This is a genomic window from Endozoicomonas ascidiicola (genome assembly GCF_001646945.1).
Lineage (GTDB): Bacteria > Pseudomonadota > Gammaproteobacteria > Pseudomonadales > Endozoicomonadaceae > Endozoicomonas > Endozoicomonas ascidiicola.
In genome coordinates this window covers 699112-716191 of sequence record NZ_LUTV01000003.1, presented here as the reverse complement: position 1 = coordinate 716191, position 17080 = coordinate 699112, and the positions used below count along the sequence as shown (strand labels likewise).

General features: G+C 49.3%; 15 protein-coding genes. 11 read left to right on the top strand and 4 right to left on the bottom strand.

From position 1 onward, the window contains the following. The first annotated feature begins 3 nt into the window (after positions 1–3). From napA to AKL11_RS10525, 6 genes are read left to right on the top strand one after another with little or no spacing between them, the layout of a single operon-like run. Positions 4–2556, top strand: coding sequence for a nitrate reductase catalytic subunit NapA (napA, locus tag AKL11_RS10550; protein WP_067517123.1), 2553 nt, complete (start codon positions 4–6; stop codon positions 2554–2556). Between the two features lie 21 nt (positions 2557–2577). Then, on the top strand, positions 2578–3348 hold the full coding sequence (gene napG, locus AKL11_RS10545) for a ferredoxin-type protein NapG (RefSeq protein ID WP_067517122.1): 771 nt from the start codon (positions 2578–2580) through the stop codon (positions 3346–3348). Continuing rightward, entirely contained in the window at positions 3345–4268 is a 924-nt protein-coding gene (napH, locus tag AKL11_RS10540) for a quinol dehydrogenase ferredoxin subunit NapH (RefSeq protein WP_067517120.1), read from the top strand. Before napG ends, napH begins: the two co-directional genes overlap by 4 nt. 22 nt (positions 4269–4290) lie before the next feature. Next, complete coding sequence (locus AKL11_RS10535; protein ID WP_216636789.1) at positions 4291–4764, top strand: nitrate reductase cytochrome c-type subunit; 474 nt, start codon at positions 4291–4293, stop codon at positions 4762–4764. 22 nt (positions 4765–4786) lie between these two features. Then, positions 4787–5398: a NapC/NirT family cytochrome c gene (locus AKL11_RS10530; protein WP_067517118.1), complete on the top strand. Its 612-nt coding sequence runs from the start codon at positions 4787–4789 to the stop codon at positions 5396–5398. 15 nt (positions 5399–5413) lie between these two features. Further along, complete coding sequence (locus AKL11_RS10525) at positions 5414–5542, top strand: TIGR02808 family protein (protein ID WP_067517116.1); 129 nt, start codon at positions 5414–5416, stop codon at positions 5540–5542. A gap of 7 nt (positions 5543–5549) precedes the next feature. Here AKL11_RS10525 and AKL11_RS10520 read toward each other — a convergent pair whose 3' ends face one another. Beyond that, on the bottom strand, positions 5550–6143 hold the full coding sequence (locus AKL11_RS10520) for a hypothetical protein (RefSeq protein ID WP_157673503.1): 594 nt from the start codon (positions 6141–6143) through the stop codon (positions 5550–5552). A gap of 698 nt (positions 6144–6841) precedes the next feature. On the opposite strand from AKL11_RS10520, the gene AKL11_RS10515 reads away from it, so the two are divergent. The 3 genes from AKL11_RS10515 to hsdR are packed head-to-tail and all read left to right on the top strand — an operon-like array spanning position 6842 to position 12008. Further along, entirely contained in the window at positions 6842–8308 is a 1467-nt protein-coding gene (locus AKL11_RS10515; RefSeq protein ID WP_067517112.1) for a class I SAM-dependent DNA methyltransferase, read from the top strand. Beyond that, entirely contained in the window at positions 8308–9516 is a 1209-nt protein-coding gene (locus tag AKL11_RS25915) for a restriction endonuclease subunit S (protein WP_067517110.1), read from the top strand. The genes AKL11_RS10515 and AKL11_RS25915 overlap by 1 nt, the downstream gene beginning before the upstream one ends. Further along, positions 9516–12008 carry an EcoAI/FtnUII family type I restriction enzme subunit R gene (gene hsdR, locus AKL11_RS10505; RefSeq protein ID WP_067517108.1) on the top strand — a complete coding sequence of 831 codons (2493 nt, stop codon included), beginning with the start codon at positions 9516–9518 and terminating at the stop codon, positions 12006–12008. The genes AKL11_RS25915 and hsdR overlap by 1 nt, the downstream gene beginning before the upstream one ends. Positions 12009–12181: 173 nt before the next feature. Here hsdR and AKL11_RS10500 read toward each other — a convergent pair whose 3' ends face one another. Further along, positions 12182–13423 (bottom strand): ammonium transporter, encoded by a 1242-nt coding sequence (locus AKL11_RS10500; protein ID WP_067517106.1) that lies wholly within the window; start codon positions 13421–13423, stop codon positions 12182–12184. A 77-nt stretch (positions 13424–13500) separates the two neighbouring features. Continuing rightward, positions 13501–13839 (bottom strand): P-II family nitrogen regulator, encoded by a 339-nt coding sequence (gene glnK / locus AKL11_RS10495; protein ID WP_067517104.1) that lies wholly within the window; start codon positions 13837–13839, stop codon positions 13501–13503. A gap of 899 nt (positions 13840–14738) precedes the next feature. On the opposite strand from glnK, the gene AKL11_RS10490 reads away from it, so the two are divergent. Both AKL11_RS10490 and AKL11_RS10485 read left to right on the top strand, forming a co-directional pair. After that, complete coding sequence (locus tag AKL11_RS10490) at positions 14739–16349, top strand: alkaline phosphatase (RefSeq protein ID WP_067517102.1); 1611 nt, start codon at positions 14739–14741, stop codon at positions 16347–16349. A 110-nt stretch (positions 16350–16459) separates the two neighbouring features. Continuing rightward, positions 16460–16732 (top strand): accessory factor UbiK family protein, encoded by a 273-nt coding sequence (locus AKL11_RS10485; protein WP_067517100.1) that lies wholly within the window; start codon positions 16460–16462, stop codon positions 16730–16732. Positions 16733–16835: 103 nt separating this feature from the next. Here the strand turns inward: AKL11_RS10485 and AKL11_RS25645 are convergent. Further along, a partial coding sequence (locus tag AKL11_RS25645; RefSeq protein WP_216636788.1) for a hypothetical protein occupies positions 16836–17080 on the bottom strand: 245 nt, incomplete at its 5' end.

Here is a 17080-nt window from a genome sequence, read left to right as displayed (position 1 = left end):
ACCATGTTTACGAAAACAGACACACGACCAGCGTCATCAGAACAAGAAAGCGCTCAACTGAACCGAAGGAATTTCATCAAGAGCAGTGCAATTGCGGCTACTGCGGCAGCAGCGGGCATCAGTGCACCAGCGGCAGCGACCAACCTGATCACCAGCACCAAAGAGACAGAAATCAAATGGGATAAAGCCCCTTGCCGCTTCTGTGGCACTGGCTGTTCCGTATTGGTAGGCAGTAAAGATGGCCGTGTCGTTGCCACGCAAGGCGACCCGGAAGCGCCGGTTAATCGTGGTCTGAACTGTATCAAAGGCTACTTCCTGTCCAAGATTATGTACGGCAATGACCGTTTACAAACACCGTTACTGAGAATGAAGAATGGTGAATACCATAAAGAGGGAGAGTTCACGCCCATCACCTGGGACCAGGCATTTGACGTGATGGCGGACAAATGGAAAGCAGCCATCGCCAAAACCCGCAACAGTGAAGAGATGCCAGCAGTAGGCATGTTTGGTTCTGGCCAATGGACCGTTTGGGAAGGCTATGCTGCCTCCAAATTGATGAAGGCCGGTTTCCGTACCAACCATATTGATCCTAATGCCCGTCACTGTATGGCTTCCGCCGTTGTTGGCTTTATGCGTACCTTCGGCATGGATGAACCCATGGGCTGCTATGACGACTTCGAGAAAGCAGACGCCTTCGTCCTCTGGGGCGCCAACATGGCAGAAATGCATCCAATTCTCTGGTCACGCATAACCGATCGTCGTCTTTCCAGCAACCATGTGAAAGTCTCTGTTCTCTCTACTTTTAAGCATCGCTCCTTTGAGCTGGCAGACCTTGGCATTATCTTCACACCGCAATCGGATCTGGCCATTGGTAATTATATCGCCAACTACCTCATTCAAAACGATGCGGTAGACAAAGCGTTTGTTAAAAAACACACCCGTTTCAGAAAAGGCGTGACGGATATCGGCTACGGCCTCCGCCCTGAGCACCCACTTGAACAGCAGGCTAAAAACCCGGGTAACGGTGGTTCAGAAGAGATCGACTTCGATCAATTTGCAGCATTTGTCAAAGAATACGACGCTGAAAAGGCATCTGAAATCTCTGGCGTACCCGTTGATCAACTGGAAGCACTGGCAAAACTGTATGCCGATCCGGATATGAAAGTGATGTCACTCTGGACCATGGGCGTTAACCAACACACCCGTGGCGTCTGGATGAATAACATCATCTATAACCTGCATTTGCTAACTGGAAAAATATCCAAGCCTGGCTGCGGCCCTTTCTCTCTTACGGGTCAGCCATCTGCCTGCGGTACGGCTCGTGAAGTAGGCACATTCTCCCATCGTCTTCCAGCGGACATGGTAGTTGCCAATAAAAAACACCGCGATATGGCAGAGAAAATCTGGAAATTGCCAGAAGGTACCATTCCAGGGAAAGTGGGTTACCACGCCGTACTGCAAAACCGCATGCTGAAAGACGGCAAGCTGAATGCTTATTGGGTTCTGTGCAACAACAATATGCAAACATCGCCCAATATGAACAACGAAAGCCTTCCCGGCTATCGCAACCCTGCTAACTTTATTGTGGTATCGGACCCATACCCAACGGTGACTGCTCAGGCTGCTGACCTGATTCTGCCCACTGCCATGTGGGTTGAAAAAGAAGGTGCATACGGTAACGCCGAACGTCGTACCCAATTCTGGTATCAGCAGGTTGCTCCTCAGGGTGACGCCAAATCCGACCTTTGGCAGATGATGGAATTTTCCAAGCGCTTCAAGGTTGAAGAAGTCTGGTCTGATGAGCTTTTGGCTAAAGCGCCAGAAATGAAGGGTAAAACACTGTTTGACGTGCTGTACGCCAATGGTCAGGCCGACAAATTCAGCACTGATGAAATTCCCGCAAATCAACTGAACGACGAAAGCCGTGATTTCGGATTCTATGTGCAAAAGGGGTTGTTCGAAGAGTACGCCGCCTTTGGTCGCGGTAAAGCACACGATCTGGCACCGTTCGATATGTATCACCAGTCTCGTGGTCTGCGCTGGCCGGTAGTGGACGGCAAAGAAACGCTGTGGCGCTACCGTGAAGGTTATGACCCTTATGTAAAAGCCGGCGAAGAAGTCAGCTTCTATGGCAAGCCTGATGGTAAAGCCTGGCTGTTCGCACTCCCTTATGAGCCACCTCACGAAAGTCCGGACGAGGAATACGATCTCTGGTTATCCACCGGCCGTGTTCTGGAACACTGGCACTCCGGCTCAATGACCCGACGGGTTCCTGAGCTGTATCGCTCATTCCCTGACGCTGTCGTTTACATGCATCCGGATGATGCCAAGAGCCGCAATCTGCGTCGGGGAATGGAAGCCAAACTGGTTTCTCGCTATGGCGAAGTACGCACCCGGGTCGAAACCCGTGGTCGTAATACACCGCCAATAGGGTTGGTGTTTATGCCGTTCTTTGATGCCAATCAGCTGGTCAACAAACTGCTGGTTGATGCCACAGATCCGCTGTCAAAAGAGACGGACTATAAAAAGACCGCCATTCGAATCGAACGGGTTTAAGACTAATAGCAGGGTATGGCCATGAGCGATATCAAATCGGGAAAACCAGACAGTCGTCAACTGAGCCGTCGTCGTTTTATAACGGATACGGCACAGGCGGCCTGTGCTGTCAGCCTGCTGGGATTAGGCCTGAGCTGGACGGCGGAGAAATCTGCCGCCCACGCTGCACAAGTGCTGCGACCACCCGGTGCGTTACCGGAAGATGAGTTTCTGGCCTCCTGCCTGCGCTGCGGAATCTGCGTTAAGGATTGCCCTTACGATGTATTAACGCTGGCCACACCGGAAGAACCTGTGGCATCGGGAACGCCCTGGTTTAATGCCAGGGAAAACCCATGTCTGATGTGTGAAGACATTCCCTGCATCACCCATTGCCCTAGTGGATCACTGTCGCCTGAGTTGAAAGACATTAACGATGCCCAGATGGGTCTGGCAGTTCTGATTGACCGGGAAAACTGTCTGAACCTTCAAGGGCTTCGCTGCGATGTCTGCTATCGAGTGTGCCCGCTGATTGATGAAGCCATCACGCTACAAATCAGCCGAAATACTCGCACCAATGTACATGCCATGTTTGAACCTGTCGTCCATGCCGATGCCTGCACCGGCTGCGGTAAGTGTGAACATGCCTGTGTTCTAGATGAAGCGGCTATCAAGGTAGTTCCAAGAGAGTTGGCCCGTGGTGAACTGGGCAGTCATTATCGTTTGGGCTGGCAAGAAGAAGAGCGCACTGGCAACCGTTTGGTACCACGAAACCTGAAACTGCCAGCACACCGGCCTCTCGGAGATGAGTCATGAGCATCGAGACCGTAAGAAGTCACTGTCTGCAATGGCGGTATTTGATACTTCGTCGTTTATCTCAGATGACTGTACTGGCCCTGTTCATGACGTCAACATTGATCATTGGCTGGACTGGTGGTGTAGAACCCCTTAAAGGAAATCTGTCGTCCAGTCAGATTCTGGGTGTTGTGCCCATGAGTGATCCACTGGCGGTGCTGCAAAGTCTGATGGCCGGTCATCCGGTTCTCTGGAAAGGTCTGCTGGGTGCCGCCATTGTGGTGTTGCTTTATGGCCTTCTCGGTGGACGCAGTTTTTGCAGCTGGGTCTGTCCGGTCAACATGATCACCGATCTGGCGGCTTGGCTGCGCAGAAAACTGGCTATTCGCAACAGCCATAAACTGCCAAGGCAAGCCCGTTACTGGATTCTGGGTATGGTGCTGGTGCTGCCATTGGTCACCGGCATGATGGTTTGGGAGCTGTTTAATCCCATTAGCCAGCTTACCCGTGGATTGATCTTTGGTATGGGCACTGGCTGGTATCTGATCGCAGGGATTTTTCTATTCGATCTGTTGGTCAGTAACCGGGGATGGTGTGGACACCTCTGCCCACTGGGCGCTTTTTATAGCCTATTGGGTCGTATCAGCCCACTGCATATCAACGCGACTAAACGACACCAGTGCGATGATTGCATGGATTGCTACGCCGTTTGCCCAGAACCACAGATTCTGCCACCAGCCTTGAAAGCCAAAAAAGGCAACAGTCCGGTTTTGAACCAAAGCAACTGTACCCGTTGTGGCCGGTGCATTGATGTCTGCGACAAACAGGTTTTTGAATTTCGTGCATCTCTTTATCCCATTCACCCCACTCGTGACAAAAACCACGATGCACAACTGATTACTACTACCCGGCAGCCCGCCGGCCACATGAACAATGATTAACCAGGAAGGCGGAGCGACTGCCATGAGCCACCTAATGACATTTATGAACACAAGATCTATGACCTTCAAAAGTGTTGCTGCTGCAGTGCTTTCTATGGTGTTTACTAGCGCGGCCATTGCCGAAACCGGGGGTATGGATTCACTGCGATCCATTGATCTCAGTACCGAAGCACCGGCGGAAGTCCTGAAAAAACGGATTGATAACGATGAGCCTTTTCACCGTGATTTTGTGCAACAGCCACCGCTGATCCCCCACGACATCCGCGGTTATACCGTCAACAAAAATGTGAATACCTGCCTTCAGTGTCACAGCTGGAAGAACGCCAGCAAGTGGGGCGCTACCCGTATCAGTGTCACTCATTTCTACGACCGTGATGGTATACAGCGGGCGGACGTTTCGCCGAATCGCTATTTCTGCCTTCAGTGTCACGTCCCACAAGCGGACTCAGAGCCACTGAAAAAGAACAACTTTGAACCCGTTGATTCTTTGAAGTAAGACGGCTCACAGGAATTTTACAATGAACAACGAGTTTTTCTTAAAACGTTACTGGAAAATGCTGACGACACCTGCCGGCAAAATTTCCATGGGTATCGTGCTGGCCTTTGGCTTTGCTGCCGGTATTATTTTCTGGGGTGGTTTTAATACCGGAATGGAAGCGGCAAACACCGAAGAATTCTGCATCGGTTGCCACGAAATGAAAGACAATGTTTACGAAGAGTATAAGTCGACCATTCATTACAACAACCGATCCGGCGTCCGAGCTGTTTGCTCTGACTGCCATGTGCCTAAAGAGTGGACGCCTAAACTGGTCAGAAAGATTCAGGCCAGCAAAGAGCTCTGGGGGAAAATGACTGGCAAGATCGACACTCGTGAGAAATTTGTCTCCCATCGTCGTGAAATGGCCGAACGGGAATGGGCAAGAATGAAAGCTAACGATTCTCAAGAGTGCCGTAACTGCCACAACTTCGATTTTATGGATTTCTCAGAGCAATCCACCCGAGCCATGGAAAGCCACAGCAAAGCCTTCCTCGGCACCGATAAACTACCAGCGACTGGCGAAACCTGTATCGATTGTCATAAAGGCATTGCCCACGAACTGCCGAGCATGCACGGCATTGAAGGCTGGTAATCTGGAGGAGAAACTATGAGCGCTTTAGAATCATTTATATGGAGTTTTCTGGGTTATACCGCCATGCCCGCTATTTTCATCGGAGGGTTTCTGGTCACAGCTGCGATATTCTGCTTTTTGATGGATAAAAGCGGGAAATCCTGACAGAAACTCAGGCCTTCACCGCCACAATCAAATTCTGCATGGCAGCAGGGTTTGGTGGCGGTGGCGGTGGCGGCTCTTCAACAACCGACATATCCCCATCCCGAAAACAGTGGCTGCAGGTCGCATAAAGATCGCAGTGATTTCTTGACGATAGATCCACAATTGAGGCACTGCCATCTTCAGACTGATTTGAGACACTTTCATTAGCCTGACTATTTTCTGTGGAACCGCATTTTTTGCAATCAGGTATATAGGTGTGTCTGGAGTCCGCTCCTTCACTCATTGAGAAAAAGCCAAGCAGCATTATTATCTGTGCTGAAGAAGCGACTGCTTCTAGTGTTTTGCAAGCACTGTAGCCACTTGCCAGACAGGCGGTATGCTTGGCATGACTATCCATAACTTTTACGGTTCTGCCTGAACCAGTTCTGCTCGCCTGAATACTTGAAATGCGATCGCGCTGTGCATTCTGCCCAACACAGGCAGCAACCCCTTCAATAGATTGCCCAATCATTCCCTTATTGCCTTTAAAAATAACAATTACTTCTGACATAGCTATAGGAAAAAAGTTCCTGAGCATATGCCCAGAAATATTCGATTCCATTTGCACAACTGCTTATTGCTTGGATGAACGAATTGTCCGGTATTGTTCTATACCCAAAGCATTTCAAGTTGCTACGCGGCGGCAAACGAGTGAACCCCCATGAGCTTACAGCTAGTAAGTGATCGGGGTGAGCGAGAGCAGCCAACAAAATAGCAACTTGAAAGGCGACGGGTATAACGGCCTCTACCCTGAAAGTGAAACATTCCTAAGAAGCTGTTCATGATCTTTTGCGAATAGCGAAAACGAGGAGAAAATGTTCCTGTTTTTCAGTTTTTTGCGGCGCATAGTGGCGCTACGTAACGAAGAAAACTGAAAAACAGGGGCGTTTTATCATCGTTTGCAGCTCGCAGAAAGATTGTGAGCAGCTTCTAAGGATCTGTCCTGAAATAATTTCGATATTTAGAACTCATTCTCCGTTCACCCTGAGCGGAGTCGAAGGGTGCTTTCCTCGCCCCCTCATGGCCAGAGGTTACATCCTTCGACAGGCTCAGGATGAACGGAGTTTGGAGATTCATAAATGTGGGAATTATTAAGGGACTATTCCTAAGAGGCCTGACGATATCAAGCCAGCCTCATTGTTTTTGGAACAATAATCGATGCCTGATACTGAGACAAACTTTCCGCAATCAGGCAAACTATCCGCATTCAGTATTGCGTGCCCTCATCATCCGCGCACGCCACCAACACGGTTGCCCTGCATGTTTGAAACAACGTTCAAAAACATAGACGACATTCTTCATAAAGATGCCGGTTGTTCCAGTGAGCTGGATTACACCGAACAAACCTCATGGATGCTGTTCCTGAAATATCTGGACGATTTCGAATACCAGCGCGCGCAAGAAGCGGAGATGCTGGGCGAAGAATACCGTTACATCATCAACAGACAACATCGCTGGAGCGAGTGGGCAGCGCCTAAAGACGACAAAGGTCACTTTGATCATAACGAAGCCATGACCGGCGACGATTTGATGGACTACGTCGATGGCGAGTTGTTCCCGTATTTAAAAGGGTTTAAAGCCCGCGCCGCCAGCCCCAACACCATCGAATACAAAATTGGTGAAATCTTCAGTGAGATCAAAAACAAAATCCAGAGCGGCTATTCACTGCGGGATTGTTTAGAAAAGGTGGATGAACTGCGCTTCCGCTCGCAAGAAGAAAAGCACGAACTCTCTCACCTGTACGAAACCAAAATCAAAAACATGGGCAATGCCGGGCGCAACGGTGGCGAATATTACACGCCGCGCCCACTGATTCGCGCCATGATTGATGTGGTGCAACCCAAAATAGGCGACACCATTTACGACGGTGCCGCCGGTTCAGCGGGCTTTTTGTGTGAAGCTTACGACTATTTACGTAACGGCGGCGCTGCTAAAAAAGCGCTGTCCGTTAATGATCTGAACACCCTGCAAAAGCACACCTTCTACGCCAAAGAGAAAAAATCCCTCGCCTATGTGATTGCGATCATGAATATGATTCTTCACGGCATTGAAGCGCCCAACGTGCTGCACACCAACACCCTTGGCGAAAATCTGAAAGACATTCAGCCCAGCCACCAGCACGATGTGATTTTAGCCAACCCACCCTTTGGCGGCAAAGAGCGCAAAGAGGTGCAGCAGAACTTTCCCATTAAAACCGGCGAAACCGCGTTTCTGTTTTTGCAGCACTTTATCAAAATCCTGAAACCCGGCGGGCGGGCGGCAGTGGTGATTAAAAACACCTTTCTATCAAACACCGATAACGCCGCCATTGCCCTGCGTAAAGAACTGCTGGAAAGCTGCAATCTGCATACGGTGTTGGACTGCCCCGCCAAAACCTTTTTGGGCGCGGGTGTGAAAACCGTCGTATTGTTTTTTACCAAAGGGGAAGCCACGCAAAACATCTGGTTTTATCAGCTTGATCCGGGGCGCAGTTTGGGCAAAACCAATCCGTTGAATGACAAGGATATGCAAGCGTTTGTCTCCCTGCAAAAGACCTTTGAAAGCTCGGATAAATCATGGTCATTGTCTGTGGATACGCTGGATACAAAGACATGGGATTTGTCAGTGAAAAATCCTAATGTGGATGATGAAGTGGTGCTGCGTACGCCGGCTGAGATTATTGAAGAAATCATTGCGCTGGATAACGAGAGTGAAGCGATTCTGGCTAGTATTCGGGAGTTGCTGTGATGGGGTGGTCAAGAAAGCGCTTTGGGGATGTTTGTAATTTTGTTAGAGGTCCATTCGGTGGAAGTCTGAAAAAGAACATATTCAAAGAGGAAGGCTACGCAGTATATGAACAACAACATGCAATCTACAATCAGTTTGCAAGTGTTAGATATTTCGTAGATGCGGAAAAGTTTGCAGAGATGTCTCGATTTGAATTGCTCTCTGGTGATTTAATTATGAGCTGCTCCGGAACTATGGGGAAAGTTGCCATAGTTCCTGATGGAATTGAAAAAGGTATTATCAATCAGGCTCTACTTAAGCTAACTCCAGCGAGCAATTTATCGCCTGATTTCTTAAAGTACTGGATGGAAAGCCATAACTTTCAGGAGCAGATTGAGTCATTGTCTCAAGGTGCGGCCATCCAAAACATGGCATCAGTTAAAATTCTTAAAGAAATTACTGTACCAATGCCTGAAGAGACCATACAAAAACACATCGTCACCCTTCTGGATAAAGCTTTTGCCGAGATTGAGCAAGCCCGTGCCCTTGCCGAGAAAAACCTCAACAACGCCCGTGAGCTGTTTGAAAGCTACCTACAGCAGGTGTTTAGCCAGCGTGGTGAGGGGTGGGTTTATGCATCAATCCTAGATATAACTACAAAGCTTGGGGATGGGTTGCACGGAACACCAAAGTACGACCCAGAGGGTGAATATTATTTTATAAATGGTAACAACTTGGATGACGGACAAATAACGATCAAAGAAAAAACCAAGAGAGTTTCTGAGGAGGAATACAATAAGCACAAAAAACCTCTTAATGAGCGAACGGTTTTCGTCTCTATCAACGGAACTCTTGGAAATGTAGCTTTTTATAACGATGAAAAAATCATCCTTGGGAAAAGTGCTTGTTACTTCAATTTACAAGAGGGTGTAAACAAGGAATATGTCAAATTTGTAATTGAAAGCCCGCTATTTCAAAAATATGCCTTACGAGAAGCCACTGGGGCAACAATAAAGAATGTTTCTTTGAAAACAATGAGAGCTTTCCAAGTGCCGCTAGCTCCAACAGAGCAACAAACTGAAATAGTTAGCACTCTTAACACTTTAAAGCAACAGTATTTCCACTTAGACAGGATTTACTCCAAGAAGCTCAAAAGTTTAGACGAACTAAAAAAATCCATCCTACAAAAAGCCTTCACCGGCCAGTTAACCAGCAAGGAAGTCGCCTGATGAACCATGCCAGGACGCGCAATGAAGCAGATACCCGTGCCGAACTGATCGACCCGCAATTGAAAGCCGCTGGCTGGAGTGTGGTGGAACAGAGTTTTATTCGGCGTGAGGTGATTTGTCCTGGCATGATTTTAACCGGCGGCAAGCGTGGCACTAAGGTCGATAGTGATTATGTGTTGGTCTTCCGTGGTCGTAAACTGGCGGCGGTGGAAGCGAAAAAAGAAAGCCTGAGTTACACCGAAGGCGTACGACAGGCGAAGGATTACGCCAAACGGCTCCAGTGTCGACTGGCTTATGCCACCAACGGCCATGAGATTTACCAGATGGATATGGCAACGGGAGAAGAGAAACAGGTTGATCGCTACCTTTCCCCCGATGAACTCTGGGCGCTCACCTTTGCAGACAAAGACAAAGCAGCGCCGGATTATCAAACCGTCTGGCGAGATCGGTTCAGCGCCATTCCCTTTGAAACCAAAGGCGATTGGCAGCCAAGGTACTATCAAGAAAACGCCATTAATAATGCACTGGACGCCATTGCCGCCGGTGAATCTCGCATTCTGTTAACCCTGGCCACCGGCACCGGCAAAACCTGCATCGCCTTTCAAACCGCATGGAAACTGTTTCAAAGCCGCTGGAGCCTGAGCACACAAAAAGCACCGGATGCGTCACAACGTCGCCCGCGCATTCTGTTTCTGGCAGATCGAAATGTGCTGGCGAACCAGGCGTTTAACGATTTCTCCGCCTTTGGCGACGATGCCATTGTCCGCATCGCGCCGGACGCCATTAAAAAGAACGGACGCGTGCCCAAAAATGGCAGCGTGTTCTTCACCATCTTCCAGACCTTCATGAGTGGCAAGGATGAAGAGGGCAATGACACTCCGTATTTTGGCGACTATCCGGCGGACTTTTTCGATCTGATTGTGATTGATGAATGTCACCGGGGCGGTGCTAATGATGAAAGCAGCTGGCGGGAGATTCTCAACTACTTCAGCCCCGCCGTGCAGTTGGGTTTAACCGCCACACCGAAACGCACCGAGAATGCCGACACTTACGGTTATTTCGGCGAACCGGTGTACGTTTACACCTTGAAAGAAGGCATCAACGACGGCTTTTTAACACCTTTCAAAGTGTATCCCATTGTCGGCACCATGGATGAATATGTGTACACCCACGGCGACGGCGTGGTGATTCAGGGCAAGCCGGAAGCCGGGAAAGTGTATAAAGAAGGGGATTTTAACCGAACCATCACCATTCCCGCCCGTGAAGAAAAACGGGTGCATTACTGGATGGATCGGATCAATCCGAAACACAAGACTATCGTCTTCTGTGCCACACAAAAGCATGCGGGCATGGTGCGTGATTTTATTAATCAGTACGCCGTAAAAAAGGGTTGGACCACCAACACCAGCTATTGCGTGCGGGTGACGGCCAATGACGGCACCGCCGGTGAAAATGATCTGAATACGTTTTCTGATAATGAGAAAACCATTCCCACGATTCTCACCACATCGCGAAAACTCTCCACCGGCGTCGATGCCCGCAACGTGCGCAACATTGTGTTGATGCGTCCCTGCAATAATATGATCGAGTTTAAGCAGATTATCGGGCGCGGCACACGGGTGTACGAAGGCAAAGAGTTTTTCACTATTTATGATTTTGTCAAAGCCCACCATAACTTTTCTGACCCGGCATGGGATGGCGAACCGTTACCGCCAGAACCTTGCAAGAAATGTGAAGAAAGCCCCTGCATTTGTGAAACAGAACCCTGTGCCGAATGCGGTTTCTCACCCTGCACCTGCCCGAAGCCTGCGTGCCCGCAATGTGATCAGCAGCCCTGTGTTTGCCTTCCTGAACCTTGTGCGGTTTGCGGCAATGCTCCCTGCCTTTGTGATTCGGAACCACCGCCAGAAAAGATCACCATCAAACTCCATGACGGTAAAGCCCGGCAAATACAGCATATTTCGTCGGTGATGTATTGGGGGCCAGATGGCAAACCCATTACTGCCAAAGCATTTCTTGAGAAAATGTTTGATGACCTGCCCCGCTTTTTTACGGATGAAGATCAGTTGCGTAACATCTGGGGCGATCCGGATACCCGGGAAAAACTGCGCGCCGATCTTGCCGAAGCCGGTTACGACGATGAAAAACTCGACAGCATGAAAGCACTGATTGATGCGCAAGACAGCGATGTGTATGACCTTCTGGCCTATGTCGCCTATGCCACCGATCCCTGTACTCGTAAAGAACGGGTCGAAAAAGCCAAGCCGCTGATCTACGGCGCGTTCACCGATGAGAAGCAGCAGGAGTTTATCGATTTTGTGCTGGATAAATATGTGCAGGACGATGTGGATGAACTGTCTAAAGCCAAGTTGCGCGGCATGGTTGAGTTGAAATACAACACCATCAGCGATGCGGCGCAAGTGCTTGGCTCACCGGCTGCGATTGGGCAAACGTTTAAGGGGTTTCAGAAGTATTTGTATCTGACGGCGTAGGTCGGTAACCCAACGGGTTGCCGACAATCAGCACCTACAAGCCTGCGAGATGTCGGCAATTCTTACAGAATTACCGACCTACAGGTTTCGTGACAACCTCAGTGCAGGGGAAGCAGGACACAAAAAAGCCCTCCAAAATAGGAGGGCTAATACTTCAATGAAACCGCTTAAGATTATGGCTTGCTGGTAAACTCAGGATAAGCTTCCATGCCACACTCAGTCAGGTCAGCACCTTCATACTCTTCTTCTTCAGAGATACGCAGACCCATGATCGCTTTGATCACGCCCCATACGATCAGAGAAGCACCGAATACCCAAGCGAAGATCACACCAGCACCCAGCAGCTGAGCACCGAAGGTTGCATCGCTGTTAGTCAGTGGTACGGCCAGCAGACCCCAGATACCCACAACACCGTGTACCGAGATGGCACCTACCGGATCATCAATCTTCAGTTTATCCAACGCCAGGATAGAGAAGACGACGATGGAGCCACCAACAGCACCGATCAGCGTTGAGCCCAGTGCAGAAGGCGTCAGAGGTTCAGCAGTGATGGCAACCAGACCAGCCAGAGCGCCGTTCAGAGCCATGGTCAGATCCGCTTTACCAAACAGCAGTCGTGCAACAACCAGGGCAGCGATGACACCACCGGCAGCAGCGGCATTAGTGTTTACGAAGATTTGTGCAACAGCGTTAGCGTTTTCAACACCGGTGATCTGCAGCTGAGAACCACCGTTGAAGCCGAACCAGCCAAGCCACAGGATAAAGGTACCCAGTGTCGCCATTGGCAGGTTAGCACCTGGCATCGCGTTGATTTCACCGTTGGAACCGTATTTACCTTTACGAGCACCCAGCAGCAGAACACCGGCCAGAGCAGCAGAGGCACCCGCCATGTGTACCACACCGGAGCCGGCGAAGTCCTGGAAACCTGCAGCGTTCAGGAAACCACTTCCCCATTTCCAGAACCCTTGTACTGGATAGATGAAGCCAGTCATGAAGACAGCGAATACCAGGAAGGCCCACAGCTTCATACGCTCAGCAACCGCACCGGATACGATGGACATGGCCGTGGCAACAAAGACAACCTGGAAGAAGAAGTCTGAGAGTACAGAGTAATAAGCATCACCGGAAGTGACATCATCAACAGTATTGTCAGCACCAATCAAAGTACCGAACAGTGGCATGATGCCGCCTTCGTTCGCGCCAGGATACATGATCTGATAACCACAGAGCAGGTACATGGTGCAGGCAATGGCGAACAAGGCAATGTTCTTAGTAAGAATTTCTACGGTGTTCTTGGAGCGAACTAGACCGGCTTCCAGCATGGCGAAGCCGGCAGCCATCCACATGACTAACGCACCGCAAACCAGGAAATAAAATGTGTCGAGCGCATACGACAACTGAGCTATATCTTCCACGGGACCCCTCCCAGTAAATTCACAATTTTTTTATCTGTTTTATATCGCTATTACTGCTGAGCGATGTTCAATATCTGTTAGATAGCGTCGGTGCCAGTCTCGCCAGTCCGGATACGGATGGCCTGCTCCAGAGCTGTGACGAAGATCTTTCCATCACCAATCTTGCCCGTGTTAGCAGCGTTAGAGACCGCTTCAATAACCTGATCCAGCAGATCATCTGAAATGGCAACTTCGATTTTGACTTTAGGCAGGAAGTCCACCACATACTCGGCACCACGATACAGTTCTGTATGACCTTTCTGACGACCAAAGCCTTTTACTTCAGTCACGGTGATGCCCTGAACACCGATGTCGGACAGTGCTTCCCGCACGTCATCAAGCTTGAATGGCTTGATAATGGCTGATACTAACTTCATCTATTATTCTCCTGCTTCAGTTCCAAGCGAGTCTTCTGATTTGAAAGCCATCCGGGAGGGGTAAATCGGTAGGCCTGTGGCACAAAGTCTACCCCTTTCCAGTTCGGTAACAAAATCTCTGTATAAAAGACTTGGTTACCTGAATTGTAAGCAGGTGGTGTGCCAGTTTTTAAAAGTGCTGAAATTCAAATGAAATGTGCACTATGAATGCCTTTACCAAGGTATTAACAGCATTCAGCGCACCAAAAGACAACGCGGAAAATATCGGCGCACCAAATTGGTGCAGAGATACATCTCTGCCCTATTATGGGCTTACCTCTGCTTTTTCAGTACTTATCCGTTGGGGAGTAATCGACGATTGAATTGAGTGAGGAAAGCGCCTATCAACCTGCACCAACTATCAGCAGACAGATGCCCTTTAGCTAACGCCTTATCAACAAGAGGGCCTTAACAAGTCTGATCGATAGCCTCCGCGTTCACATGCTCGAGGCTGTCGAAAAAGCCCAAACATCTCGTTCCCATGCTCCGAGGTTGTCGCAAAAGCTCTGGTTCCCATGCTGTGCGTGGGAACCCATACTTCTAACCCTTTGAAAATTCGAGGGTATGCATTCCCACGCACAGCATGGGAACGAGATGTTTGGGCTTTTGCGACAGCCTCGGAACGAGTTGGAATTGCCGACATCTCGCAGGCCTGCAGGTGCTGATTGTCGGCAACCCTTTGGGTTACCGACATTCCCCTAAACAATTTGATGATTGCTCGCAAAATAGCGACATAATTCAGCATTTGTCGCAAATGTGTCGTGAATTATCATAACTCTGTCGTAAAAATGAAACAAAACGGTCATAATTTAGCCATAGGATCGTACCTTTCTATTCATACAACAACAAAGAGTTGACCTATGGACATAAGTTTCAACAAAAAGGCGATTGCCAGCACGTTGTGTGCTGCCGCTTTACTGACAGGGTGTCAGTCAATGGATCGTCAGGTGGCTGATTCTGATACGCCAGAGGTCAAGAACATCATTATGATGATTGGCGATGGCATGGGGCCACAGCAGTTAGGCCTGCTGCAGGAATACGCCACTAATGCACCGTCGTCTATTTATCAGGGGCAACCAACCGGTATTGCACAGTTTATGGATGTCGGCGTCGTTGGGTTATCTCAACACAACCCTGCTTACAATATCGTTGTAGATTCAGCCAGCTCCGCTTCTCAGCTGGCAACTGGTGAACCGTCACCATCGGAATCTCTGGGTCTAAATGCTTTGGGCAGCCCTACTGAAACAGTACTTGAGCGTGCTCAGAAAGCCGGAAAAGCCACTGGCCTGGTATCCGACACCCGCGCGACTCATGCGACACCCGCCGCTTTTGCTGCTCACCAGCCACACCGCTCTTTGGAAAACAAAATTGCCGAAGAAATGCTGGCAAACAATGTAGACGTGATGTTTTCCGGCGGCCTTCGTCACTGGATTCCAAAAAGTGTCAACGATAAAGATGCGCTCTATCAGCAACTCAACCAACGCACCGATGGCAGCGTCAGAATTAAATCCAAGCGTAAAGATAACAAAAACCTGCTGGTGACTGCTGAGAACGCAGGCTACCAAGTAGCACTGACCAAAGCAGAACTGGATGCCGCCAAGGGTGACAAAGTGCTCGGCCTGTTTGCCTACTCCGGCATGGCCGACGGTATCAAACACACCAACCATAAAGACGACGCATCCCGTACAGAACCGACTCTGAAAGAGATGACCGCAAAAGCACTGGATATTCTGTCTCAAGATCCAGACGGTTTCTTCCTGATGGTTGAAGGTGGTCGTATAGACTGGGCTGGTCACGATAACGACGCCGGCACCATGCTCCACGAACTGCTAAAGTTTGATGAAGCCATCGGTTATGTGTATGACTGGGTGAAAGATCGTAACGATACACTGGTCGTCATTACCGCTGACCATGAAACCGGTGGTTTTGGTTTCTCCTACAGCCGTGCGGACATTCCTGTACCATCCGCGCTGACGGGTGAGGCCTTTGAAGATTGGAGCTACAAGCCAAACTTTAACTTCGGTACTTTCGATATTCTGGACAAGCTTTACAGCCAAAAGATGAGCTTCCCATCCATGTTTTCGGCATTCTCTGAAACCGACAAAACACCGGAAGATTTGGCGGCCATTGTGAATGCCAACAGCGAGTTTGATATCACCGTCGTCCAGGCTCGGGAGATTCTGGCCAATGAACAGAATCGTTATCAAGTAGCTGGTCACAAATACCTGAGCAGCGAAATCTTCCCGAAAGTAAAAGACTTCGGTGCTTTCTATGTTTACGGTGAAGAGATTCGTCACGATTTGCTGGGTCGTGCTGTTGCGGAAGATCAAAACGTGGTCTGGGGCACCGGTACTCACACAAGCACACCGGTTCCTGTGATTGCCTTTGGCCCTGCAGCGGCAACGGCGCCATTCGGCAAAATGATTCACCACACGGATATTGGTCGAATCAGCTTGGCACTGGCGGAGTAATTATCACGCCATGCCGAATAGAGCCGGGTTTACGCCCGGCTTTTTCTTTTATGACATAGAGAATATGGTAAGCTCTCGCCATCTTAATAATTCTTAGATTCAGCCATTCCATGATCGATAAAGACACCCTGATCAACCAGATTGCCGGCAAAGCCAGCCAGCTATTCAATAGCGACAAAAGCCAGACCCGGGAAGATTTTGAGAAAAATATTAAAGCGTTGGTGGGCAGCGCTCTCTCGAAACTTGAGCTGGTGACCCGTGATGAGTTTGATACGCAAGTTGCCGTGTTAAGGCACACTCGTGAGCGCCTTGAAGCACTGGAAAAAGAAGTGGAAAGCCTGATATCCCATAGTCAGAAGCTGGAAAAACCGGATAGCGAATAACAGCCTTCCTTTTATTGAGCGTCTGAGCCCAGGAGCTTACCTGACTCTTACACAGTATTTTCCAATCCCAAAATGAGCCTGAAAAGAGTATAAACCCATGATTTCAGGCCTTTCGCTTAAAGATGCCTTGAAACAGTGATTCTCTGSCAGACTGCAGTTGCTGGGCAGCCTCGTTATCACTCATTGATTCAGCCTTTGACTCCAATGCATGCGGCGGAGTTCCTTTCTTCAAATATTGCGTCCAGTCAGGCAAAGATTTCAGTTTTTCATAAGGTGTCATCATGTTTTCGTAAAGGTAACGTTTTCTCTCTTTGCCTTTTTCATCTGTTATCGTCTCCGGGAAAAAGC